We start from the raw sequence: 22,974 nt of genomic DNA, 5'->3' as shown, positions 1-22,974 counted from the left end.
AGTGTCGGGGATTGTCCGGCGTTACCGCAAGCACAAACGATCGCGGGGCAAGCCCGCTCCCACGGGTGTTATTCAACCTCGTGGGAGCGGGCTTGCCCCGCGATGAGCCTGAGACTCGGATCAGCGCTTGTCTTCGACCTTCCACACCTTGCCGTCGAAGAACGCCTTCCAGCCGGTCGGCTTGCCATCGACCTCGGACTGCACGTACTGCTCCTTGGTCTTGCGGCTGTAGCGGATCACCGCCGGACGACCGTCCGGGTCCTTCTGCGGTGCGTCGCAGAGGAAGTGGTACTTCGGATCGATCTCATGCTTGTGCGGGATGATTTCCAGCACCAGCGGCGCGCGCGTCTCGCGGTTTTTCGGGAACTGGCTGGCCGCCAGGAACAGACCCGAGGCACCATCGCGCAGCACGTAGGTGTCATCGACCTTCTCGCACTTGAGCTCCGGCATGTCCACCTTGTCCATCTTCGGCGGCGCCGCCTCGCCGCTCTTGAGCAGCTTGCGGGTGTTCTTGCACGCCGGGTTGGTGCAACCGAAGAACTTGCCGAAACGGCCAGTCTTGAGCTGCATCTCGCTGCCGCACTTGTCGCATTCCAGGCTCGGGCCTTCGTACCCTTTGATACGGTAGCTACCCTCTTCGATCTCGTAGCCCGCGCAGTCCGGGTTATTACCGCAGATATGCAGCTTGCGCTTCTCGTCGAGCAGGTAGGCGTCCATCGCCGTCGAGCAGATCGGACAACGGTGCTTGCCACGCAACACCAGAGACTCGGATTCACCCTCGTCGTCGGCCGCGATCTCATCGCCCGGCACCAGGTTGACGGTTGCCTTGCAACGCTCTTTCGGCGGCAGGCTGTAACCCGAGCAACCAAGGAACACACCGGTGGAGGCGGTGCGGATCATCATCGGGCGACCGCATTCCTTGCATGGAATGTTGGTCAGGGTCGGCTGATTGGCACGCATGCCGTGCTCAGTGGACTCGGCGGTCAGCAGCTTCTTGCTGAAATCGCCATAGAACTCGTCGAGCACGTTCTTCCAGTCACGCTCACCTTGCGCGACGTCGTCGAGGTTCTCTTCCATGCCGGCGGTGAAGCCGTAGTCCATCAGGTTGGCGAAACTCTCCGACAGCCGCTCGGTGACGATGTCGCCCATCTTCTCGGAATAGAACCGACGGTTGTGCAGGGTGACGTAGCCACGGTCCTGAATGGTGGAAATGATCGCCGCATAGGTCGATGGACGGCCGATACCGCGCTTTTCCATCTCCTTGACCAGGCTGGCTTCGGTGAAGCGCGCCGGCGGCTTGGTGAAGTGCTGGCTAGGATCGAGCTGGATCAGCTTGAGCACCTCGCCCTGGGCCATTTCCGGCAGCACGTCATCCTCGCCAGGCTTGCTCTGCTGCGGCAGGACACGGGTGTAACCGTCGAACTTGAGAATACGGCCCTTGGCGCGCAGCTCGAAGTCGCCGGCCACCACGGTGACACTGGTGGAGAGGTACTGCGCGGGCGGCATCTGGCAGGCCAGGAACTGGCGCCAGATCAGCTCGTACAGGCGCTCGGCATCACGCTCCATGCCGCTGAGCTTGCTCGGGTGGGTGCTCACGTCCGATGGACGGATCGCTTCGTGCGCCTCCTGGGCACCTTCCTTGCTGCCGTAGACGATCGGCGCGGCGGGCAGGTACTGCTTGCCGAATTCGTTCTCGATGTAGTTGCGCGCCATCTCGACCGCGTCGGTCGACAGGTTGGTCGAGTCGGTACGCATGTAGGTGATGTAACCGGCTTCGTACAGACGCTGGGCCATCATCATGGTCTTCTTCACCCCGAAGCCCAGGCGGTTGCTCGCGGCCTGCTGCAGGGTGGAGGTAATGAACGGTGCCGAAGGCTTGCTGCTGGTCGGTCGGTCCTCGCGCTTGCTCACGCTGTAGCTGGAGGACTTGAGCTTCTCCAGCGCGGCCATGGCCTGCGCTTCATTGAGCGGTTTGAACGCCTCGCCTTTCTCGCGGGCCACCTCGAAACGCACCTTGGCGTTCTTGGCGGTGCCCAGGTCGGCGTGCACCTCCCAGTATTCCTCCGGGTTGAACGCACGGATCTCGCGCTCACGCTCGACCACCAGCTTCACCGCCACCGACTGCACACGGCCAGCGGACAGGCCACGGGCGATCTTGGCCCACAGCAGCGGAGAAACCATGTAGCCGACCACACGGTCGAGGAAACGACGCGCCTGCTGGGCGTTGACCCGATCGATATCGAGCTCGCCCGGCTGGGAGAAGGCTTCCTGGATGGCTTTCTTGGTGATTTCGTTGAACACCACGCGCTTGTAGCGGCTGTCGTCGCCACCGATGGCTTCGCGCAGGTGCCAGGCGATGGCCTCCCCTTCGCGGTCCAAGTCGGTTGCGAGATAGATGGTGTCGGCGTCCTTGGCCAGGCGGCGCAGCTCTTCGATCACCTTCTCCTTGCCGGGAAGGATTTCGTACTTGGCCTTCCAGCCCGCCTCGGGGTCGACGCCCATGCGCGCAACCAGGGTACGGCGTGCCTTCTCCTTCGGCGACAAGGCCGGAGCCTCGCCCGCGGTCTTGCCGCGCTTGGCCGCCGGTTCCTTGCTCGCACTGGCGGAACCGCTGGTGGGAAGGTCACGGATGTGGCCGATACTCGACTTCACCACGTACTGGCTGCCCAGGTACTTGTTGATGGTCTTGGCCTTGGCCGGGGATTCCACAATGACCAGCGATTTGCCCATGGATCGGAGTATTCCTGAATCTGAAGATGAAAAACGCGTCAGGTGCCAGACGCGGCACCGCTATATATAGTGGCGAAAGTGCGAGGTCAAGCGCGGTCGATCACTCTTGTGCCTTGCCACGCAGCTCGGGCAAGCCCTCTTCGGCCCTGACCAAAGCAAAGCGTGGCACTTGCTCGCCGTCAACCTCGACGGACTCCTGGAACATGCAAAGCGGTCTCACCCAGAAGCTGTAATCACCATACAGGCACTGATAGAACACCATCCACTCCTCGCTCTCGGAATGGCGTGCCACGCTGAACACGCGGTACTCAGGGCCCTTGTAATGCCGGTACACACCAGGTTGTATCTGCATGTCGCTCGCCCTCTTGAACAAATCCTGTAAAAAACAAAAGCCGGGGCACATGGCCCCGGCTGCTGTCATGCGACGCGATCAGACGCGTTCGAAGACAGTGGTGATGCCTTGACCCAGGCCGACGCACATGGTCGCCACGCCCAGGGTGCCGCCATTTTGCTTCATGACGTTGAGCAGGGTGCCGGAAATCCGCGCCCCCGAGCAACCGAACGGGTGACCCAGTGCGATGGCGCCGCCGTGCAGGTTAACCTTCTCATCCATCTTGTCGAGCACTTTCAGATCCTTCAGCACCGGCAGGGCCTGTGCGGCGAAGGCCTCGTTGAGCTCGAAGAAGTCGATATCGGCGATGGTCAGGCCTGCTCGCTTGAGGGCTTTCTGCGTCGCCGGGACCGGACCATAGCCCATGATCGCCGGATCGACACCCGCCACGGCCATGGAACGAATCACGGCCAACGGCTGGATGCCCAGGTCCATGGCGCGCTGGCCGGACATGACGATCATGCACGAGGCGCCGTCGGTGATCTGCGACGAGGTGCCGGCAGTCACGGTACCGCCTTTGGGGTTGAACGCCGGTTTCAGCGACGCCAGGCCTTCGAGGGTGGTTTCCGGGCGAATGGTCTCGTCGTAGTCGAAGACCTTCAGGAAGCCGTTCTCGTCGTAGCCCTGGATCGGGATGATCTCATCCTTGAACTTGCCTTCGACCGTCGCCTTGTGGGCGAGCTGGTGCGAACGCAGGCCGAACAGGTCCTGTTGCTCACGGGTGATGCCGTGCATCTTGCCGAGCATCTCGGCGGTGAGGCCCATCATCCCGGAAGCCTTGGCGGCGTACAAGGACAGGTGCGGGTTGGGGTCGACGCCGTGCATCATGCTGACGTGGCCCATGTGCTCCACGCCACCGACCACGAACACATCACCGTTGCCGGTCATGATCGCCTGGGCGGCGGTGTGCAGCGCGCTCATCGACGAACCGCACAGCCGGCTGACGGTCTGCGCCGCGGCGGTGTGCGGAATCTGGGTCATCAGCGAGGCCATGCGCGCGACGTTCCAACCCTGCTCCAGGGTCTGGTTGACGCAGCCCCAGATCACGTCCTCGACTTCTTTCGGGTCGATCTTGTCGTTGCGCTCCAGCAGCTTGCTGATCAGGTGCGCAGACAGGTCCTCGGCACGGGTATTGCGGTGCATGCCACCTTTGGAACGGCCCATCGGCGTGCGACCGAAGTCGACAATCACCACGTCTCTTGGATTCAGGCTCATATCAATATTCTCGCTCTAGCTCGTTGGGCGCTCAGTTGAAGAAGCGCTGGCCGTTCTTGGCCATTTCGCGCAGCTTCGCAGTGGGGTGATACAGCGGCCCCAGGTCGGCGTACTTGTCGGCCAGTGCGACGAACTCGGCGACCCCGATCGAATCGATGTAGCGCAGCGCGCCACCACGGAAGGGAGGGAAACCGATGCCGTAGACCAGGCCCATGTCGGCTTCGGCGGCGGTCTCGACGATGCCGTCTTCCAGGCAGCGCACGGTCTCCAGGCACAGCGGCACCATCATCCAGTTGATGATGTCCTCGTCGCTGACCTCACGCTGTTCGAAGACGATCGGCTTGAGCACGTCGAGCACGGTGGCATCGAAGACTTTCTTCGGCTTGCCGCGCTTGTCGGTCTCGTAGGCGTAGAAGCCCTTGCCGTTCTTCTGGCCCAGGCGATTGGCCTCGTAGAGGGCGTCGACGGCGGAGCGGCGATCATCCTTCATGCGGTCCGGGAAGCCCTCGGCCATTACATCGCGGCCGTGGTGGCCGGTGTCGATGCCGACCACGTCCATCAGGTAGGCCGGACCCATCGGCCAGCCGAACTTCTCCATCACCTTGTCGATGCGCACGAAGTCGACGCCGGCGCTGACCAGCTTGGCGAAGCCGCCGAAGTACGGGAACAGCACGCGGTTGACCAGGAAGCCCGGGCAGTCGTTGACCACGATCGGGTTCTTGCCCATCTTCTTGGCGTAGGCGACGGTAGTCGCGACCGCGACTTCGCTGGACTTCTCGCCGCGGATGACTTCGACCAGCGGCATCATGTGCACGGGGTTGAAGAAGTGCATGCCGACGAAGTTTTCCGGACGCTTGAGCGCCTTGGCCAGCAGGTTGATGGAAATGGTCGAGGTGTTGGAGGCCAGGATGGCATCTTCCTTCACCTGGCCTTCCACTTCGGCCAGCACCGCCTGCTTGACCTTCGGATTCTCGACCACGGCCTCGACGACGATGTCGACGTTGGCGAAATCGCCGTAGGAGAGGGTCGGACGAATGGCATTAAGCGCCTCGGCCATCTTCGCCGGGGTCAGGCGACCCTTCTCGACGCGCTTGCCGAGCAGCTTGGAGGCTTCGTTCAGGCCCAGCTGGATGGCTTCCTCGCGGATATCCTTCATCAGGATCGGGGTGCCCTTGACCGCCGACTGGTAGGCGATGCCGCCCCCCATGATGCCAGCGCCGAGCACGGCGGCCTGTTTCACCTCGTGGGCGATTTCATCGTGAGCCTTGGCCTTGCGCTTGAGCTCCTGGTCGTTCAGGAACAAGCCGATCAGGCTTTCGGCGACCGAAGTCTTGGCCAGCTTGGCGAAGCCTGCGGCTTCGACTTCCAGGGCCTTGTCACGGCCGAAGTTGGCGGCTTTCTGGATGGTCTTGATGGCTTCGACTGGCGCGGGGTAGTTCGGTCCGGCCTGGCCGGCGACGAAGCCCTTGGCGGTCTCGAAGGCCATCATCTGCTCGATGGCGTTGAGCTTGAGCTTTTCCAGCTTGGGCTGGCGCTTGGCCTTGTAATCCAGTTCGCCGCTGATGGCGCGCTTGATCAGGTCCAGGGCACCGGCCTGCAGCAGATCCGGCGCGACCACCGCATCGACGGCGCCCACTTTCAGGGCGTCTTCGGCACGGTTTTCCTTGCCGGAGGCGATCCACTCGATGGCGTTGTCCGAACCGATCAGGCGTGGCAGGCGCACGGTACCGCCGAAGCCTGGGTAGATCCCCAGCTTCACTTCGGGCAGGCCGATCTTGGCAGCGCTGGACATGACCCGGTAGTCGGCGGCCAGGCACATCTCCAGGCCACCGCCCAGGGCGATGCCGTTGATGGCGACGACCGTCGGCACCTGCAGGTCTTCGAAGTCGCTGAAAATGCGGTTGGCTTCCAGGTTGCCGGCGACCAGTTCGGCCTCGGGCAGCTTGAAGTTGTCGACGAATTCGGTGATGTCGGCGCCGACGATGAACACGTCCTTGCCGCTGCTGACGATCACGCCCTTGACCGAAGCGTCGGCCTTGATGGCATCCACTGCCTGACGCAGTTCGTTCAAGGTGAGGCGGTTGAACTTGTTGACGGACTCACCCTTGAGGTCGAACTTCAGTTCGACGATGCCGCTTTCAAGAGCCTTAACCGTGATGGCTTTACCTTCGTAAATCATCAACTGATCTCCACGATATGGAAGCTGAACTGTACACGCCGATCGCTGGCGGGAGAGCCGGTCTGTCGGTCCCTCGCCCCAGGCACACCCGTCGGCGCGCTAATCGGGATTCTGTAAGAGCCGTCTGACATACAAACGCTCAATTCATACGCCCGTTTGATTTGGGTATGCACACATTCTCCGAAAAGAACCGCGTTGTCAAATGCTCGCGAACGCCGTGAAAATGCGACTTTCCAGTCATATTCCAGGTGCGTGGTACGAAACATGATGACAGTGATCGCCGACCATTCATGTCAGCGATAGACCATCATCGGCCTTGAATGCTGCATTTTTCTAAACGCATCCGCGGGCGATGGCTACACTGCGTCTGAATGAAGGTGTTTCCGGCCTGCCTGGCCTTTTTCTGCATGGCAGAACGTAAAACGGCGCGTCGGAGCGTAATTGCTCCGGCGCGCCGTTTTACGTTGGCGGCGGTCAGGCCAGGGTGTCGAGGGTCTGGGCAATATCCTGCAAAACAGATTTTTCGCCGCGCTCGCTCCAGTACAGCGCGATCATGCGGCTGTCGGCCTCGACCTTGTAGACGGTTTCCGGCAGGCGCGCGAAGGCCTCGCTCAGACGCGGATCCGCACAAGGCTCACGCCATTGGTTCCACCACACGCCGGGCGTGATCTGCCAGTAGCACCAGCTGTCCTCCCGCCCCTTGCGCCGTGCCCGATGGTATTGCGGACAAGGGCTGGGCGGCTCCTTTTCCAGCCAGTGCGGCCACTGCTGTGGCGCCAGCTGCATGGCCAGCCCCATGCGCCGGCCTTCAAGGCGCAGGTTCATCTGCTCGCTCTGCTTGCGCGACTGGCGCAACCAGGCCAGCGGGCTGAGCATCACTGCAAGGATTGACACCACCAGCCATACCGTCATATCTGTAGACCTTATAAAGCGTTGCAAATGAGCGGGTTACCCAGGCTTCACGAACGCCCGCCCCGAAAGCGACCATACTTCTACTATCGCGATTGTCAGGAGTACTGCACATGTCCTATGAACATCTTCTGGTCGCCGTCGACCTGACCGAGGAATGCGACCCGGTGATCAAGCGGGCCAAGGTAATCGCCCTGGCAAGTGGCGCCAAGGTGTCCCTGGTGCATATCGTCGAACCGATGGCCATGGCCTTTGGCGGCGATGTGCCAATGGACCTCTCGCAGCTTCAGCAGCAGCAGTTCGACCAGGCCAAGGAACGCATGGAGCGCCTGTTCACCAAGTATCCGGACATCCAGAAAGGTGATTCGCACTTGGTCTATGGCCAACCTCGCCAGGAAATCCACCAGCTGGCCAAGGATCAGAAGTGCGACCTGATCGTGGTCGGCAGCCATGGTCGCCATGGCCTGGCATTGCTGCTGGGCTCCACCGCCAATGACGTGCTGCATGGCGCGCCGTGCGATGTGCTGGCGGTGCGGTTGCAGAAGAAGGCCGAGTAAGCCTGTCATCGCGGGGCAAGCCCGCTCCCACAAAGCCCGTCAGACAGGGCTGCGTGGGAGCGGGCTTGCCCCGCGATGCATTTCAGCCTTCCAGCTCGGCCCAGCGCTCCACCAGCACGTCCAGCTCGCCCTGCAGCTTCTCCAGCTTGGCCAGCACCGCAGAGGTTTCATCGATCGGACGCTGGTAGAAGTTCGAGGCGTTGACCTCTTCCTGCACCTCGGCCATCTGCCGCTCCAGCGCATCGATCTGCCCCGGCAACGCCTCCAGCTCACGCTGCAGCTTGTAGCTGAGCTTCTTCTTGCTGGCATCGGCCACAGGCGCGGCGACCGGCGCAGACACCACCTCATCCACCGACTTGGCCACCACGGCACTGTTCAGTTCGGACTTGCCGCCCTTGCTTTCGGTCACACCCAGCAGTTTCGGCGAGCCGCCCTGGCGAATCCAGTCCTCGTAACCGCCAACATACTCACGAACGCCACCCTCGCCCTCGAACACCAGCGTGCTGGTGACGACGTTGTCGAGGAAGGCCCGGTCGTGGCTGACCATCAGCACCGTGCCCTTGTAGTTGGAAAGCACTTCCTCGAGCAGCTCGAGGGTTTCCACATCCAGGTCGTTGGTCGGCTCGTCCAGCACCAGCAGGTTGGCCGGCTTGCTGAACAGCTTGGCCAGCAGCAGCCGCGCACGCTCGCCACCGGAGAGCGCCTTGACCGGCGTGCGCGCACGCTGCGGACTGAACAGGAAGTCGCCGAGGTAGCTGAGCACATGGCGATTCTGGCCGTCGATCTCGATGAAATCACGCCCTTCGGCGAGGTTGTCGATGACGGTCTTTTCCAGGTCCAGCTGATGGCGCATCTGGTCGAAATAAGCCACTTCCAGCTTGGTGCCGCGCTCGACCTTGCCCGAGGTCGGCTCCAGGTCGCCCAGCATCAATTTGAGCAGTGTGGTCTTGCCAGTACCGTTGGCGCCGAGCAGACCGATGCGATCTTCGCGCTGCAGCACCATGGAAAAGTCCTTGACCAGCTTCGGCCCGCCCGGGTGGGCGAAGCTGACATTCTCCAGCACCATGACCTGCTTGCCGGACTTGTCCGCCACTTCGATCTGGATGTTGGCCTTGCCCTGGCGCTCACGACGCTCACCGCGCTCCACGCGCAGCGCCTTGAGCGCTCGCACGCGGCCTTCGTTGCGGGTACGCCGGGCCTTGATGCCCTGGCGGATCCACACTTCTTCCTGGGCCAAGCGCTTGTCGAACAGCGCGTTGGCGGTAGCCTCGGCGGCCAGTTCGGCCTCCTTGTGCACGAGGAAGCTGGCGTAGTCGCCGTTCCAGTCGATCAATCCGCCCCGGTCCAGTTCGAGAATGCGCGTGGCCAGGTTCTGCAGGAAGGAACGGTCGTGGGTGATGAACAGCACCGCGCCGTTGAAACCACTCAGAGCCTCTTCCAGCCAGGCGATGGCGCCGATATCCAGGTGGTTGGTCGGCTCGTCGAGCAGCAGCAGATCGGGCTCGGACACCAGTGCCTGGGCCAGCAGGACGCGGCGACGCCAGCCACCGGAAAGCTCGGCCAGGGTCTTGTCCGCGGGCAACTGCAGGCGGCTGAGGGTGCTCTCCACCACCTGCTGCAAACGCCAGCCGTCGCGTGCTTCCAGCTCATGCTGGACATGCATGAGCTTTTCCAGATCCTCGTCGCCCTGGATGTTCTGGCTCAAGTGGTGGTACTCGGCCAGCAGCTCGCCCACGCCATCCAGGCCAGCGGCCACCACATCGAACACGCTGCGCTCGTCCGCCACCGGCAGCTCCTGCGGCAGCTCGCCGATTTTCAGCCCCGGGGCGCGCCAGATATCACCGTCATCGGGCTTCTGCTCACCCTTGACCAGGCGCAGCATGCTCGACTTGCCCGTGCCGTTGCGGCCGATGATGCAGACCCGCTCGCCACGGGCGATCTGCCAGGAAACCTTGTCCAGCAACGGCATGGCGCCGAACGCAAGGGACACATCGCTGAATTTGAGCAGGGTCATGATCATCTCCAAAAACCGGGCGCGCATTCTACCCGACTTGCCCGGCCACGACATCAAAAGCACGCCGTGCCCAGCAGAGCGTCGGATAACAACTCGATACAAGCGCAGTGCTTTCACCGGCCCGCGGCAAACGGCTAAGCTAGGCAGTAATACCCAACAGTGCTGGCATTGCCGTCACTCTCTATGGTTCAACTGCCCGGACGTATCATGCGCAGCCGCCTGTTACAAATCGCCTCCTGCCTGCTGCTCACCGCCACCGCCGCGAGTGCCGCTCAGGCTGTCGACATCACCCAGCAACGCCAGTACTACGACGAAGCCAAGCGCGCCCTGGCCAAGGGCGACAAAGGCCCGTACCTGCGCTATGCCCAGGCACTGCGCGACTATCCGCTGACGCCCTACCTCGCTTATGACGAACTGACCGCCCGCCTCAAGAGCGCCAGCAACGAGGAAATCGAAGGGTTTCTGGCCGCCCACGGCGACCTGCCCCAGGCCAACTGGATGAAGCTGCGCTGGTTGCGCTGGTTGGCCGAGCGCGGCGAATGGAGCACCTTCTCCAAATACTACGACCCCAAACTCAACTTCACCGAGCTGGACTGCCTCAATGGCCAGTACCAGCTCAGCCACGGCCAGCGTGCGGAAGGCTTCGCCACCGCCGAAAAACTGTGGAACGTCGGCAAGTCGCAGCCTACGGCCTGCGACACCCTGTTCGGCATGTGGGCCGCCGAAGGCCAGCTCACCGAGGCCAAGCGCTGGCAGCGCGCCAAGCTGGCGGCCCAGGCACGCAACTATGGCCTGGCGAACAGCCTGGTGAAGACGCTGACCACTCTCGCCCCCCAGGGCAAGCTGCTGCTCGACGTGGCACAGAAACCCGAACTGCTCAACCAGCCCTCGCGCTTCACCCCGGTCAACGAAGCCATGTCCGACGTGGTCAGCCTCGGCCTACGCCGACTGGCACGCCAGAACCCCGAACAAGCCATGGCGCTGCTCGACGATTACGCCCAGCGCATGCACTTCTCCCGCGACGAGAAAGTCGCCATCGCCCGCGAGATCGGCCTGACGCTCGCCCGCCGCTACGATCCGCGCGCCCTCGACCTGATGACCCGCTACGACCCCGAGCTGCGCGACAACACCGTCAGCGAATGGCGCCTGCGCTTGTTGCTGCGCCTGGGTCGCTGGGAGGATGCCTACGAGCTGACCAAGCGCCTGCCCCAGGACCTGGCCAGCAGCAACCGCTGGAAATACTGGCAGGCTCGCAGCCTGGAGCTGGCGCAACCCAACAACCCGCAGATCCCTCTGCTGTACAAGAACGTCGCCCGCGAACGCGACTTCTATGGATTCCTCGCCGCGGACCGGGCACAGACGCCTTATCAGTTGAACAACAAGCCACTGGTGCTGAGCAAGGCGGTGATCAACAAGGTGCGCAACACGCCGGGTGTGCGTCGTGCCCTGGAGTTCCATGCGCGCGGCCAGATCGTCGAGGGTCGCCGCGAGTGGTACCACGTCAGCCGCCACTTCAATCGTGACGAGATGGTCGCCCAGGCACGCCTGGCCTACGATATGCGCTGGTACTTCCCGGCCATTCGCACCATCAGTCAGGCCCAGTACTGGGACGACCTGGACATCCGCTTCCCCATGGCCCACCGTGACACCCTGGTGCGCGAAGCCAAGGTGCGTGGCCTGCATTCGAGCTGGGTCTTCGCCATTACTCGCCAGGAGAGTGCCTTCATGGAAGATGCCCGCTCCAGTGTCGGCGCCAGCGGCCTGATGCAGCTCATGCCGGGCACCGCCAAGGAGACCGCGCGCAAGTTCAGCATCCCGCTGGCCTCGCCGGCCCAGGTATTCAACCCGGACAAGAACATCCAGCTCGGCGCCGCCTACCTGAGCCAGGTACACGGCCAGTTCAACGGCAACCGTGTGCTGGCTTCGGCGGCCTACAACGCCGGCCCGGGGCGCGTGCGCCAGTGGCTCAAGGGCGCCAAGCACCTGAGCTTCGATGTCTGGGTCGAGTCCATTCCGTTCGACGAGACGCGCCAGTACGTGCAGAACGTGCTGTCGTATTCGGTCATCTACGGGCAGAAGCTCAATTCACCGCAGCCGCTGGTGGATTGGCATGAGCGGTATTTCGACGATATGTGATCGGACCCTATCGCGGGGCAAGCCCGCTCCCACGGTGCGTGGGAGCGGGCTTGCCCCGCGATAGCACTATTCGAGGACCTGGACGGCCATCCCCACCCTCAGCTCCCCCTCACCATCCACCGCCAGGTTCTGGCCAAACAGCACATCCCCCTCCTTCTCGCGGAACGTCTTGAGCGTGGTCAACGGTTCACGGTCAGGGCTGCGCTCGCCCGTGGCAGGATCGAGGGTGGTGAGGATGCAGCGCACGCTCGGCTTGAGCACGCGAAAGGTCATGTCGCCAATGCGGATGCGCTTCCAGCGGTCCTCGGCAAATGCCTCGGCGCCCTCGACCACCAGGTTCGGACGAAAGCGCAACATTTCCATTGGACGACCGACACGCCGGCTCAACTCATCCAGCGAGGCCTGGCCAATCAGCAACAGGGGAAAGCCATCGGGAAATGCCGCCCGGTCACTGTTCAGGCCGTAACCGCTGGGCAGGTAGCGGGCCCGCTGTTCGGGGCAGTGCACCAGCCTTACCGCCTTGCCCAGCAGCTCGCTGAGCCAGGCCGCCGCCTCGTCTCCCGCATCCGGCACGCACAGGGTGTCACGCCAGATGGTCACACCACGCAAGTCGTCGTCGGCATTCGGCACCGCCACCGTCAATGGCGCCAGCCCTGGCGCCTCGAGCAGCAACTGGCCCTGCGCACCATAAGCGGCACTGAGTTGCCCCAGTCGCGGCCAGGCACGCTGGGTAAGGAAGCGGCCGTTCTCTTCTTCCACCACCAGCCAGCGCCGATCACCCTCCAGGCCCAGGGTGCCGACAGAAGACACCTCCAGGCCCTGGGCCCGCCCGGATTTCACCGGATAACGATACAACGCACTCAGAAACATCCTTGCCCGCCTTGCGCCAGTCGAAAGAACCTAGTGTCCTGTCTCGGAAATACGTTCTCTTTTGGCGAGTGGCTTGGGTGTCCGGGCAAGGCGCCGCGACGAGTCATAGCAGGGCTATGGCGAGGAGTGGCAACGCCGGCCGGGCGCCCAAGATGCCGCCAAAAGTGAACAGCTTATTTCCGAGACAGGACACTATCTTATACCGGCTGCGGGCCGCTATCACACCACGGCGTGATCCAGGCTCAAGCGTTGACGCACCACGTCCACCAGGCGATCTGGCTGGAACTTGGAAAGGAAGTTGTCGCAACCGACCTTCTTCACCATGGATTCGTTGAAGCTGCCCGACAACGAGGTGTGCAACACGACATAAAGACCGCGCAGGCGGGGGTCATTGCGGATCTCGGTGGTCAACCGGTAGCCATCCATCTCGGGCATTTCCGCGTCGGTAAAGATCATCAGCAGCTTCTCGCAGACGTCCTCTCCGGCATCGGCCCAGCCCTTGAGCAGGCGCAACGCCTTGAGGCCATCGCTGGCGACGTGCAGTTTCACCCCCAGTTGCGACAGGGTGTCACGCAGTTGCGCCAGCGCCACACTGGAGTCGTCCACCAGCAGCACCTCGCGACCACGGGCACGCGCCAGCACCGGATCGTCCAGCTTGTCGCGGGACACCTTGGCACTGTATGGCACGATCTCGGCCAGCACCTTCTCCACATCGATGATCTCCACCAGTTTTTCCTCGACCTTGGTGATCGCCGTGAGGTAGTGCTGGCGGCCTGCACTGGTCGGCGGCGGCATGATCGCCTCCCAGTTCATGTTGACGATGCGGTCGACGCCTCCCACCAGGAAGGCCTGCACCGAGCGGTTGTACTCGGTGACGATGATGGTGCTGTCCGGCCCTGGCTGCAGCGGGCGCATGCCGATCGCCTGGGACAGGTCGATCACCGGCAAGGTCTGCCCCCGCAAGTTCACCACCCCGCAAACGAACGCGTGCCGCTGCGGCATGAGGGTCAGCTTGGGCAGCTGCAACACCTCCTGAACCTTGAAGACGTTGATGGCAAACAACTGCCGGCCAGCCAGGCGGAACATGAGGATTTCCAGGCGGTTCTCACCCACCAGTTGCGTGCGTTGGTCTACCGTGTCGAGAATGCCTGCCATTGGACAGCCCCTTGGCTTGAGTCGGGAAATTGGATGCATCAGCCTTGTATCGGCGGATATTCGCCTGGCTTGACCCCTGATGGAAAAAGCCATCCGGAGCGATTGATATCACTTTACCATCATGCTTTACTGATGCCACACCCTCGCCTCGAACGCTCGCAACGAGCGACCCACCCGAAACTTCATCAGGGAAACCCCTAGGAGCAATCGGGTGCAACCTGATGTTCGCGATATCCATTAGCCATTAATGTGACGCCATTCTCAATGCATGAACGGAGTCAGGCTTTTGCTAGCGAACATCTTGGTATGGCCGAACTCCGCCACCGAGGCGCCATGATGGACAGCACTCCACTGCTCAACGATGCCGTGCAGGGTTTCCTGCAGGATGCGCAGGTCCTGCTGGCCAGATCCCAGGAGTGCCTGCAGCACCTGAAGCTGATCGACAGCGACCCTGACGCCTGTCACTGCCTGGGCGAAACGCTCGATACACTCGCCCACCGCGCCAGGCAGTTCGGCCTGGTGGAAGTGGCGCATTACACGCTCGCCCTGCAGCAACTGCTCGCACCAGGCTGCCAGCAAGGCCGACTGCATGGCCAGAGCCTGCCGGCACTGGCCGCCTGCCTGACCCTGCTGGACTGGCAACTGGAGCTTCTCGACCCCCTGACCGGTCGCCTGCACATGGACAGCGAAGAACAGCAGCAGCTGCTGGGTGATCTGGCCCTGTCACTGGGCATGCCCGCAACGCGGCTATGCGCTCCCTGTCAGGAGCTCGGCACCCTCTGCGCGCATCCCCATGCTCCAGGGGACCAGCCCGAAGCGCCCGCGATATCGACGGATCGCCAGCACTAACCCGCAGTTGGCAGCAACTAAGCCGTGGCCAACTTGAGAAGTTGGACAAGTTTTACCGAATGTTTAGCCGTGGCGCTTTCTTAGTTGATCAAGGCATTTTAGAAACATCATCTAATAATGGCACTCTGCTAGTCACATTTTCACTCAACTGACCTGTCGAAGCCCGTAAAACACAAGGCTTCAAGCCGCTGTATTCCCGCGACCAGATCCGATCGAAGTGATAACATGCGCACCTTTCGAACATGCGCACCCTGGATATCGGACAACCGGTCGTGCACCGGATGCGTTATTCGAAGCGGAACGCAAAAACTCCTGGCCAGACATGCGCAAAGCTTCCTACGGCACTAACTCAGTGGCTTCCCTATCCATGCTCTCACGCTTGAAGTTTCTCCAGCACTGCCGCTCCAGAGCTGCCTTGCTCCGCTGGATGACGACACTGCTGTGCATAGCCTCACTGGCTGCGAACCTGCTGTGCTACTTGCGCGCCCTTCCCCTGCCGGCGAGCGCGCTGCTGCTGCAGCTGGTGGCGATGATCGGCGTGGGCTGGCACCTGCGGCACTGGGCGCGCTCCATTACCCTGCGACCGGCAGAACTGGCCAACCGCATGCTCAAGGTCCAAGAGAGCGAACGCCAGCGCTTGAGCCGCGAACTGCATGACGACATTGGCCAACTGCTGACGGCCGCCAAGCTTCAGGTCGACTGGCTGCAACGCCGGGTGCCCGCCGAGCTCCAGGCGCACTGCACCAGGCTGCGCAGCACCCTGGACCACACCCTGGGCAACGTGCGCGACGTTTCCGCAATTCTCAATCCACGGCAACTGGCCAGCCTCGGCCTGGAAGCGAGCTTGCGCGCGCACCTGCTACGCACGCTGGAGAACAGTGACGTGCACTGGAGCCTGGAGTGCCAGCAACGCCTCGGAGGAATCAGTGAGGAGGTCACCATGGCCGCCTTTCGCATCACCCAGGAAGCGGTCACCAACATGTTGCGCCATGCCCATGCCCGCAACCTGGTGGTGCGACTGCAGCGCACACCGGCCGGGCTTGCCCTGTCGATCCAGGATGACGGCGCGGGTTTCGTCCCCATCCCGGCGCCCGCCGAAGCCGGCCAGCGTGGCATGGCCGGCATGCTGGAGCGCGCCACCGCCCTGCAGGGCAGCCTGACCATCACCAGCCAGCCCGGCAAGGGCACCCAGATCGACGCTCTCTTCCCATGGCCGCCACGCAGCCAAGAACGCGCCAGGACTTCTGCCGCCAATGACCTGTAGATTACTGCTGGTAGACGACCACTCGCTGATTCGTGCTGGTGTTCGGGCACTGGTATCGGATATCCCCGGCTATGCCGTGATCGGTGAGGCCGATGACGGCGACCAGTTGCTGGAACATGTGCGTCGACTGACCCCGGATATCGTCCTGCTGGACATTTCCATGCGCTCGACCAGCGGCCTCGATGCCCTGACACAGCTGCGCGCCAGCGGTTGCACGTGCAAAGTGCTGATTCTCTCCATGCACACCGACCCGGAGCTGATCATGCGCGCCCTGGAGAGCGGCGCCCACGGCTACCTGCTCAAGGACACCACGGCCACCGAGCTGGAACAGGCCCTGAGCGCATTGCGCAACGACGAGCGCTACCTCAGCCCGGCGATCGCCCACACCGTGATCAATCAGGCCCTGCTGCGCGCGCAGAGCAGCAAGCAGCCCAACGACGAGCGTCACAACCTGACGGCCCGCCAGCTCGAGATCCTGCGCCTGATCGTGCGCGGCAAATCCACCCGGGAAATCGCCAACGGCCTGGGCCTGTCGATCAAGACCGTGGAAACCCACCGTTCCCAGATCATGAAACGCCTGCAGATCTTCGATGTGGCGGGGCTGGTGCTGTTCGCCGTGCGCGAGCGAATCATCAGCCTGGACGACTGAGCAATGGCGAATCCACCGGCAGGTGTACGCGCAACGCCTGGGGCACGGCTTCGAAGCGCAGGCTGGCGGCTTGCAGGGGTTCACCATCGAGATTCATGTCCAGCCCTTGCGCGCTCCTGATTTCTATCCATGGCAACCGGGCGCGCACGAACAGGCCTTCACCAGCCAGCAGGTCGCGCAATACCCCGGTCATTTCCTGCGGTGCCGGCAGAATGCCGATGTCCAACAGACCATCATCGACCTTGGCATCCGGGCACAGCACATGCCCGCCACCGGCCTGACGCCCATTGCCGATGCCGAGCGCCAGCAGGTCGCCCTGCCATTGGAAGTCTGGCCCATGCAGCTCCACCGACGCGGCCTGCAGCTCACTGAAACGTGAAAGTCCGGTGAACAGGTAGGCGGCCGCCCCCAGCACTTTCTTCAGGTCTTCGGAGGTATTGGCCGTGACCTGGCTGCCGAAACCGCCGGTGGCCATGTTCAGGAACCACTGGTCCGCCACCCGCCCCAGGTCGACCGGCCGTGCCGCCACCTCCAGCAGAGCCAGGGCGGCCGCCGGCTCCAGGGGGACCGCCGCCGCCCTGGCGAAATCATTGGCCGTGCCCAGCGGCAGCAGGGCCAGGCTGGCTTGGCTGGTCGCCAGCGCCATGGCCTCGGCCACGTCGCGCAACGTGCCGTCGCCGCCTCCCGCCACCACATGGCCATAGCCCGCCTGCAGTGCCTCATCGACCAGACGCCGGGCATCACCGCCCTCCCAGGTCAGGCGCACATCCAGTGTCCAGCCACGCTCGCGCATCTGGGCAACCGCTGTGTGCACCTCTTCGTTGTCGGCCTGCTTGCCATGCAGGATCAGCAATGCCTTACGCTCGTTCATTGTCGCGCTCCCCGCAAATCGCACAGAAAAGGCCTACCGCAATCTCGACAATCGAAGCACGTGGAATGCTCCCCCGCACACACAAAACTGATCGTTTTCATGCAAATCCCATTGAAAGCCATGCAGCACAGGTGCATCATCCGACAAATATTTGGCCTTCACGGACGATGCCGCTCATAAAAGTCATTTTATTGACTTTCTGCCGCCAGATGCCTGACAGGTCGTGATTCCCTTGCATTGCGCTGCCCTCAGCGCCCTGATTCGAGGCTTTGACCATGAGCGTTCTGATCCCCTGCATCATCTCTGGCGGCGCCGGCACCCGCCTGTGGCCGGTATCGCGCGAGGCGATGCCCAAGCCGTTCATGCGCCTGCCCGATGGCATGAGCTTGTTGCAGAAGACCTACAGCCGCGCCTGCCAGCTGCCCGGCGTGGAACGGATACTGACAGTGACCAACCGCGAAGTGTTCTTCCGGACCCAGGATGAGTACCGCCAGGTCGGCAGCTCACGACTCGTGCTGGACTTCATCCTTGAACCTTTCGCTCGCAACACGGCCCCGGCCATTGCCGCCGCAGCACTGCATTGTGCCCGCCTGCATGGCGAGGACAGTCTGCTGCTGGTCATGCCAGCCGATCACCTGATCCTGGACCAGGGCGCATTCGAACAGGCCACCGAACGGGCCATCCAGCTGGCCGAGCAGGGCTGGCTGACCACCTTCGGCCTGCTGCCAACCCGCGCGGAAACAGGCTTCGGCTACATCGAACAAGGCCCGTCGATCACTGCCGACGGCTATGAGGTCGCCCGCTTCGTCGAAAAACCCGATGCCGACACCGCGCAGGCTTATCTGGAAAGCGGCCGCCACCTATGGAACGCCGGCATGTTCTGCCTTCGCGCCGGCACCGCGCTACAGGAACTGCGGACTCATGCCCCAGAACTCCTCGAGCTCGTGGCCCAGTGCCTGGAACAGAGCCAGGTCAAGGAAGGCACGAGCGGCCTGCAAGTGGAACTCGTCCCCGACAGTTTCGAGCAAGTCCCCGACATCTCCATCGACTACGCCCTCATGGAACCCTCTTCCCAGGTGGCCGTGGTGCCCTGCGACATTGGCTGGAGCGATATCGGCAGCTGGGAAGCGGTGCGAGAACTGCGCGCGAGCGACAGCCAGGGCAACCACTGCAGTGGCGAAACCGTGCTGCATGACGTGAGCAACTGCTACATCGACTCGCCACGCCGGCTGGTGGGCGCCGTGGGCCTGGACAACCTGATCGTCGTCGACACGCCAGACGCCCTGCTGATCGCCGATGCCGCACGCAGCCAGGAGGTCAAGGTGATCGCCCAGCAGCTCAAGCGCCAGGGCCATGACGCCTATCGCCTGCACCGTACCGTGACTCGCCCGTGGGGCCTTTACACCGTGCTCGAGGAAGGCCCGCGGTTCAAGATCAAGCGCATCATGGTCCGCCCCGGTGAGTCGTTGTCGCTGCAGATGCATCACCACCGCAGCGAGCACTGGATCGTGGTCAGCGGCATGGCCTGCGTGACCAATGGCGAGGAGGAGTTCCTGCTCGACACCAACGAGTCCACCTTCATCAAGCCCGGGCGCACCCACCGCCTGACCAACCCCGGCGTCATCGACCTGGTGATGATCGAGGTACAGAGCGGCGAATACCTGGGCGAAGACGACATCGTGCGCTTTACTGATATCTATGGACGCGCCCCGGCATCAGCAGCCCCTGCCTGATTGCCAGTGGGCGCGTCTTGCCATCCAGGGCCGACACCCGGCCAACCGTGAGGATTCGGGCTCATGCGCATACTCTGGACCCTGCCCTACCTGCCCTGGCCGACCACCAGCGGCAGCAAGACCCGGCAATACCACCTGCTGCGCGCCCTGGCGCAGCATGGTCACCGGATCACCTTGCTGGTGCAGTCGAAAGTCCCCTTGAGCGATGCGGCGCGCGAGGCCCTGGAGCCCTTGGTGGAGCGCTTGATCGTATTGCCTCGGCGCCCCTTGCACAGCCCGCTGAACCTGCTGGCCTCGCCCATCATCGACTATCCCATGCGCGCCATCATCAACGGTCTGGCGCCGTGCCTGAGGCACCGCTTCGAGCAACTGCTGGACGAACCCTGGGACGTGATCCAGATCGAGCACAGCTATAGCTTCCAGCCGTTCGAGAAGGCTTTGCAGGCCCGAGGCCAGCCCTACATGCTCAGCGAGCACTATCTCGAATCGGTGATGGGCGCCGCCTGCCATGACCGCATGCCGCTGTGGCTGCGCCCGCTCAACGCCTTCGATCGCTGGCGCTATCGGCGCTGGGAGCAACGGGTGCTGCGCCAACCCACCGAGGTGGTGGCGGTCAGCGCCCACGATGCCGAGCTGATTGGCCAGATCAGCGGCCGCCCGGTGAACGTGGTGGTCAACGGCGTGGATTGCGATCACTACCAGAACGTGAGCCCCACCCCGCACAGCCAGCGCCTGCTGTTCGTCGGCAATTTCGAATACGGCGCCAATCTGGAAGCCATCGAATGGGCGCTGGAAGAGATCCTTCCTCAGGTCTGGATGAGCAATCCGGCGGTGCGCCTGGCGATCGCCGGACACGCGCTGCCCGCCAGCTGGAAGCTGCACTGGAACGATCCACGCATCGAGTGGGTGGGTTACCGCCCCGACCTGCGCGAGTTGCAACGCCGCTCGGCGCTGTTCTTCGCACCGTTGCGCCATGCCGGTGGCTCCAAGGTGAAGATCCTCGAAGCGATGGCGGCGGGACTACCGGTCATCACCACCAGCAAGGGCGCCTCGGGCCTGGCCATGAACAACGGCGAGCATTACCTGGGCAGCGACGACAGCGGCCAGCTGGCGCTGCTGGTCACCCAGCTGCTCAACCAGCCCTGGCGCATGTGCCAGCTCAGCGAAGCCGGGCGCCAGTTCGCCCGCCAGCGTCATGACTGGAGTGTCGCCGCCCAGCAGCTGGAAAACGTGCACATGCGCCTGACCCAGCTGGCGCCGGCGGGCGCGACGCCCGCCAGCGGCGTGCTAGCCAAGTAGCTCGCTGAACGGGATGAACCAGACCGGCTCACCCTGGCGCGGCGTAGTGCCCTCGCGCACTTCCACCACTCCGTCGGCCCAGGCCGCGCTGCGCAGCACGCCGGAACTCTGGTTCTTGTAGATACGCACCCGACCGTCCTCGATCCGTGCCCGCAGGTACTCTCGACGCGTCCCCGGCTGGGGCCAGTCGAAGCCGGCCGGTACGCTGAAGCGCAGCGGCGCGACATTGGCGACGCCCAGGCGGCGCAGCAGGTAGGGGCGAGTCAACAGGCCGAAGGTGACCAGGGTCGAGGCCGGGTTGCCGGGCAGGCCGATCACCGGCACGCCCTGGTAATGACCGAAGGTCAATGGCTTGCCCGGCTTGATCGCCAGCTTCCACAGCGCCAGCTCCCCCGCTTCGCGCAGGGCCATGCCGAGGAAGTCGGCCTCGCCCACCGAAACGCCACCGGTGGACAGGATCAAGTCGACATCACCCAACCGGGCCAGGCACTGGCGAGTGCGCTCGAGGTCGTCCGGCAGGATACCGGCATCCACCACCTCGCAGCCCAGGCGCTGCAACCAGCTGACCAGCAGGCGCCGGTTGCTGTTGTAGATCTGCCCCGGCCCTAGTGCCAAGCCCGGCTCCACCAGCTCGTCGCCGGTCGACAGTACCGCCACCCGTGGCCTGCGCCGCACGTCCAGCGAACCGAAACCCAGGGTCGCGGCCAGGCCGAGCTGGATCGGCCCCAGCCGTGTGCCAGCGCTCATCACCGGCTCGCCCGCACGGGTTTCCTGCCCCTTGGGGCGAACGTTCTGCGCCAGCGTCAGAGGCTCGAGCAAACGCACCCGACCGTCTTCGAGCACCTCGGTGTTTTCCTGCATCTCGACACAATCGGCCCCCTCGGGCAGCGGCGCCCCGGTGAAGATCCGTGCGCAGGTACCCGGCTCCAGGGGCTGTGGCACATGCCCGGCAAAGATACGCTGGGTCACCCGCAGCGGTTCGCCCTGCCAATCGGCCAGCCGCAGGGCGTAGCCGTCCATGGCGCTGTTGGGCCAGGGCGGCAGGTCGAGCCCGGCCACCAGCTCGGTGGCCAGGACACGACCTTCGGCATCGGCCAGGGCGACGGTCTCGGTTTCGCCGATCGGTGCCGACTCGGCCAGCGCCAGCAGGCGCTCCAGGGCTTGCTCCACCGGCATCAGCGGCCGTGCCTGGGCCGCCTCAGCCACGGCTGTCACAGGCCGCTGCCTGCTTCAGGTGCGGCACGAAGTTGCACGGCCGGTGACGGGCGTCCAGCTGCTCGGCGAGAATGCCGTCCCACCCGGTGCGCACAGCATTGGTCGAGCCGGGCAGGCAGCACACCAAGGTGCCGTTGGCCAGGCCGGCCAGGGCGCGGGACTGCACGGTGGAGGTGCCGATGTCGGCCACCGAGATCTGCCGGAACAGCTCGCCAAAGCCCTCGACCTGCTTGTCCAGCAGGCAGGCCACGGCTTCCGGGGTGCTGTCGCGCCCGGTAAAGCCGGTGCCACCGGTGATCAACACCACCTGCACCTGATCGTCGGCGATCCAGGTCGCGACCTGGGCGCGGATCTTGTACAGGTCATCCTTGAGCAGCGTGCGCTCGGCCAGGCGGTGGCCGGCGGCAGTCAGGCGATCGACGAACAGCTGTCCCGAGGTATCGGTGTCGAAGGTGCGGGTGTCGCTGACCGTGAGCACGGCGATGTTCAGCGGCACGAAAGGAGTATCTGCCTTGGCTTTCATGAAGGGTCCGTCGCGAGGGAATACAGGTTGTGCGCTGTTATATCACAGGCCATCGGCCAACGATCCCGGCCTTGTTCTTGGTCAATGCCGCCACGATGGCGCTATGCTGCACTGTGCAAGGAACTTGCGTGGACGCCTCGCGTCTTAATGACATCTAGCACCATCGCACTGGAGAAACACGATGATCCAACGGACCCTTCCCGCCTTCCTGCTCGCCTTGGGCCTGGGCGCCCTCGCCGGCTGCGCTTCGCCGACCGTCATTACCCTGAACGACGGTCGCGAGATCCAGGCGGTGGACACCCCGCAATACGACGAAGACTCTGGCTTCTACGAATTCGAGCAGCTCGACGGCAAGCGCACGCGCATCAACAAGGACCAGATCCGTACCGTCAAAGAGCTGTGATTCAGCCCTGTT

The 22,974-nt window shown here is 63.5% G+C and carries 19 protein-coding genes; 8 read left to right on the top strand and 11 right to left on the bottom strand.

All coding sequences use genetic code 11. The features are described from left to right. Positions 1 to 120 precede the first annotated feature (120 nt). The 5 genes from topA to ACYUME_RS08635 all read right to left on the bottom strand — a co-directional run bounded on the left by topA (position 121) and on the right by ACYUME_RS08635 (position 7,427). Positions 121 to 2,730, bottom strand: a complete 2,610-nt coding sequence (topA, locus tag ACYUME_RS08655) for a type I DNA topoisomerase (RefSeq protein WP_460418575.1) — start codon at positions 2,728 to 2,730, stop codon at positions 121 to 123. Between the two features lie 100 nt (positions 2,731 to 2,830). Continuing rightward, on the bottom strand, positions 2,831 to 3,082 hold the full coding sequence (locus ACYUME_RS08650) for a DUF1653 domain-containing protein (RefSeq protein ID WP_279881094.1): 252 nt from the start codon (positions 3,080 to 3,082) through the stop codon (positions 2,831 to 2,833). A 78-nt stretch (positions 3,083 to 3,160) separates the two neighbouring features. Beyond that, the gene (gene fadA / locus ACYUME_RS08645; RefSeq protein WP_279881091.1) at positions 3,161 to 4,336 is read right to left on the bottom strand and encodes an acetyl-CoA C-acyltransferase FadA; all 1,176 of its coding nucleotides are present in this window, start codon (positions 4,334 to 4,336) and stop codon (positions 3,161 to 3,163) included. A gap of 31 nt (positions 4,337 to 4,367) precedes the next feature. Beyond that, positions 4,368 to 6,515 (bottom strand): fatty acid oxidation complex subunit alpha FadB, encoded by a 2,148-nt coding sequence (fadB, locus tag ACYUME_RS08640; RefSeq protein ID WP_279881088.1) that lies wholly within the window; start codon positions 6,513 to 6,515, stop codon positions 4,368 to 4,370. 474 nt (positions 6,516 to 6,989) lie between these two features. Beyond that, positions 6,990 to 7,427, bottom strand: a complete 438-nt coding sequence (locus ACYUME_RS08635; protein WP_279881086.1) for a hypothetical protein — start codon at positions 7,425 to 7,427, stop codon at positions 6,990 to 6,992. Positions 7,428 to 7,537: 110 nt separating this feature from the next. Between ACYUME_RS08635 and ACYUME_RS08630 the strand changes: the two genes are divergently transcribed. Beyond that, entirely contained in the window at positions 7,538 to 7,981 is a 444-nt protein-coding gene (locus ACYUME_RS08630; RefSeq protein ID WP_460418574.1) for a universal stress protein, read from the top strand. Between the two features lie 82 nt (positions 7,982 to 8,063). Here the strand turns inward: ACYUME_RS08630 and ACYUME_RS08625 are convergent, their stop codons facing one another. Next, entirely contained in the window at positions 8,064 to 9,995 is a 1,932-nt protein-coding gene (locus tag ACYUME_RS08625; RefSeq protein ID WP_460418573.1) for an ATP-binding cassette domain-containing protein, read from the bottom strand. Between the two features lie 207 nt (positions 9,996 to 10,202). Here ACYUME_RS08625 and ACYUME_RS08620 point away from each other — a divergent pair, with 207 nt between their 5' ends. Next, a complete protein-coding gene (locus ACYUME_RS08620) occupies positions 10,203 to 12,131 on the top strand; it encodes a transglycosylase SLT domain-containing protein (RefSeq protein WP_460418572.1) in 1,929 nt (642 codons plus the stop codon). 66 nt (positions 12,132 to 12,197) lie between these two features. On the opposite strand, the gene ACYUME_RS08615 is transcribed toward ACYUME_RS08620, so the two are convergent. Together ACYUME_RS08615 and ACYUME_RS08610 are read right to left on the bottom strand one after the other, a co-directional pair. Further along, positions 12,198 to 13,001, bottom strand: a complete 804-nt coding sequence (locus ACYUME_RS08615; RefSeq protein WP_460418571.1) for an MOSC domain-containing protein — start codon at positions 12,999 to 13,001, stop codon at positions 12,198 to 12,200. A gap of 219 nt (positions 13,002 to 13,220) precedes the next feature. After that, positions 13,221 to 14,156, bottom strand: a complete 936-nt coding sequence (locus ACYUME_RS08610) for a chemotaxis protein CheV (protein ID WP_460418570.1) — start codon at positions 14,154 to 14,156, stop codon at positions 13,221 to 13,223. Positions 14,157 to 14,492: 336 nt separating this feature from the next. Here ACYUME_RS08610 and ACYUME_RS08605 point away from each other — a divergent pair, with 336 nt between their 5' ends. The 3 genes from ACYUME_RS08605 to ACYUME_RS08595 all read left to right on the top strand — a co-directional run bounded on the left by ACYUME_RS08605 (position 14,493) and on the right by ACYUME_RS08595 (position 16,918). Further along, positions 14,493 to 15,005, top strand: coding sequence for a histidine kinase (locus ACYUME_RS08605; protein ID WP_460419313.1), 513 nt, complete (start codon positions 14,493 to 14,495; stop codon positions 15,003 to 15,005). Positions 15,006 to 15,372: 367 nt separating this feature from the next. After that, complete coding sequence (locus tag ACYUME_RS08600) at positions 15,373 to 16,269, top strand: sensor histidine kinase (protein ID WP_279881070.1); 897 nt, start codon at positions 15,373 to 15,375, stop codon at positions 16,267 to 16,269. Further along, the gene (locus ACYUME_RS08595) at positions 16,259 to 16,918 is read left to right on the top strand and encodes a response regulator transcription factor (RefSeq protein WP_460418569.1); all 660 of its coding nucleotides are present in this window, start codon (positions 16,259 to 16,261) and stop codon (positions 16,916 to 16,918) included. The genes ACYUME_RS08600 and ACYUME_RS08595 overlap by 11 nt, the downstream gene beginning before the upstream one ends. On the opposite strand, the gene yegS is transcribed toward ACYUME_RS08595, so the two are convergent. Continuing rightward, positions 16,902 to 17,789, bottom strand: coding sequence for a lipid kinase YegS (yegS, locus tag ACYUME_RS08590; protein ID WP_460418568.1), 888 nt, complete (start codon positions 17,787 to 17,789; stop codon positions 16,902 to 16,904). The genes ACYUME_RS08595 and yegS overlap by 17 nt on opposite strands. Before the next feature lie 275 nt (positions 17,790 to 18,064). Between yegS and ACYUME_RS08585 the strand changes: the two genes are divergently transcribed. After that, a complete protein-coding gene (locus ACYUME_RS08585; protein WP_460418567.1) occupies positions 18,065 to 19,522 on the top strand; it encodes a mannose-1-phosphate guanylyltransferase/mannose-6-phosphate isomerase in 1,458 nt (485 codons plus the stop codon). Between the two features lie 63 nt (positions 19,523 to 19,585). Then, complete coding sequence (locus ACYUME_RS08580) at positions 19,586 to 20,821, top strand: glycosyltransferase family 4 protein (RefSeq protein ID WP_460418566.1); 1,236 nt, start codon at positions 19,586 to 19,588, stop codon at positions 20,819 to 20,821. On the opposite strand, the gene ACYUME_RS08575 is transcribed toward ACYUME_RS08580, so the two are convergent. Together ACYUME_RS08575 and moaB are read right to left on the bottom strand one after the other, a co-directional pair. Next, positions 20,810 to 22,036: a molybdopterin molybdotransferase MoeA gene (locus tag ACYUME_RS08575; RefSeq protein WP_460418565.1), complete on the bottom strand. Its 1,227-nt coding sequence runs from the start codon at positions 22,034 to 22,036 to the stop codon at positions 20,810 to 20,812. The two genes, ACYUME_RS08580 and ACYUME_RS08575, sit on opposite strands and share 12 nt — an antisense overlap. Next, positions 22,020 to 22,559: a molybdenum cofactor biosynthesis protein B gene (moaB, locus tag ACYUME_RS08570; RefSeq protein WP_279881057.1), complete on the bottom strand. Its 540-nt coding sequence runs from the start codon at positions 22,557 to 22,559 to the stop codon at positions 22,020 to 22,022. Before moaB ends, ACYUME_RS08575 begins: the two co-directional genes overlap by 17 nt. Positions 22,560 to 22,740: 181 nt before the next feature. Here moaB and ACYUME_RS08565 point away from each other — a divergent pair, with 181 nt between their 5' ends. After that, positions 22,741 to 22,962 carry a YgdI/YgdR family lipoprotein gene (locus tag ACYUME_RS08565; protein ID WP_279881055.1) on the top strand — a complete coding sequence of 74 codons (222 nt, stop codon included), beginning with the start codon at positions 22,741 to 22,743 and terminating at the stop codon, positions 22,960 to 22,962. Positions 22,963 to 22,974: the final 12 nt, after the last annotated feature.

Source organism: Pseudomonas sp. microsymbiont 2, assembly GCF_054788395.1.
This window is presented reverse-complemented; position numbering and strand designations above follow the sequence as displayed.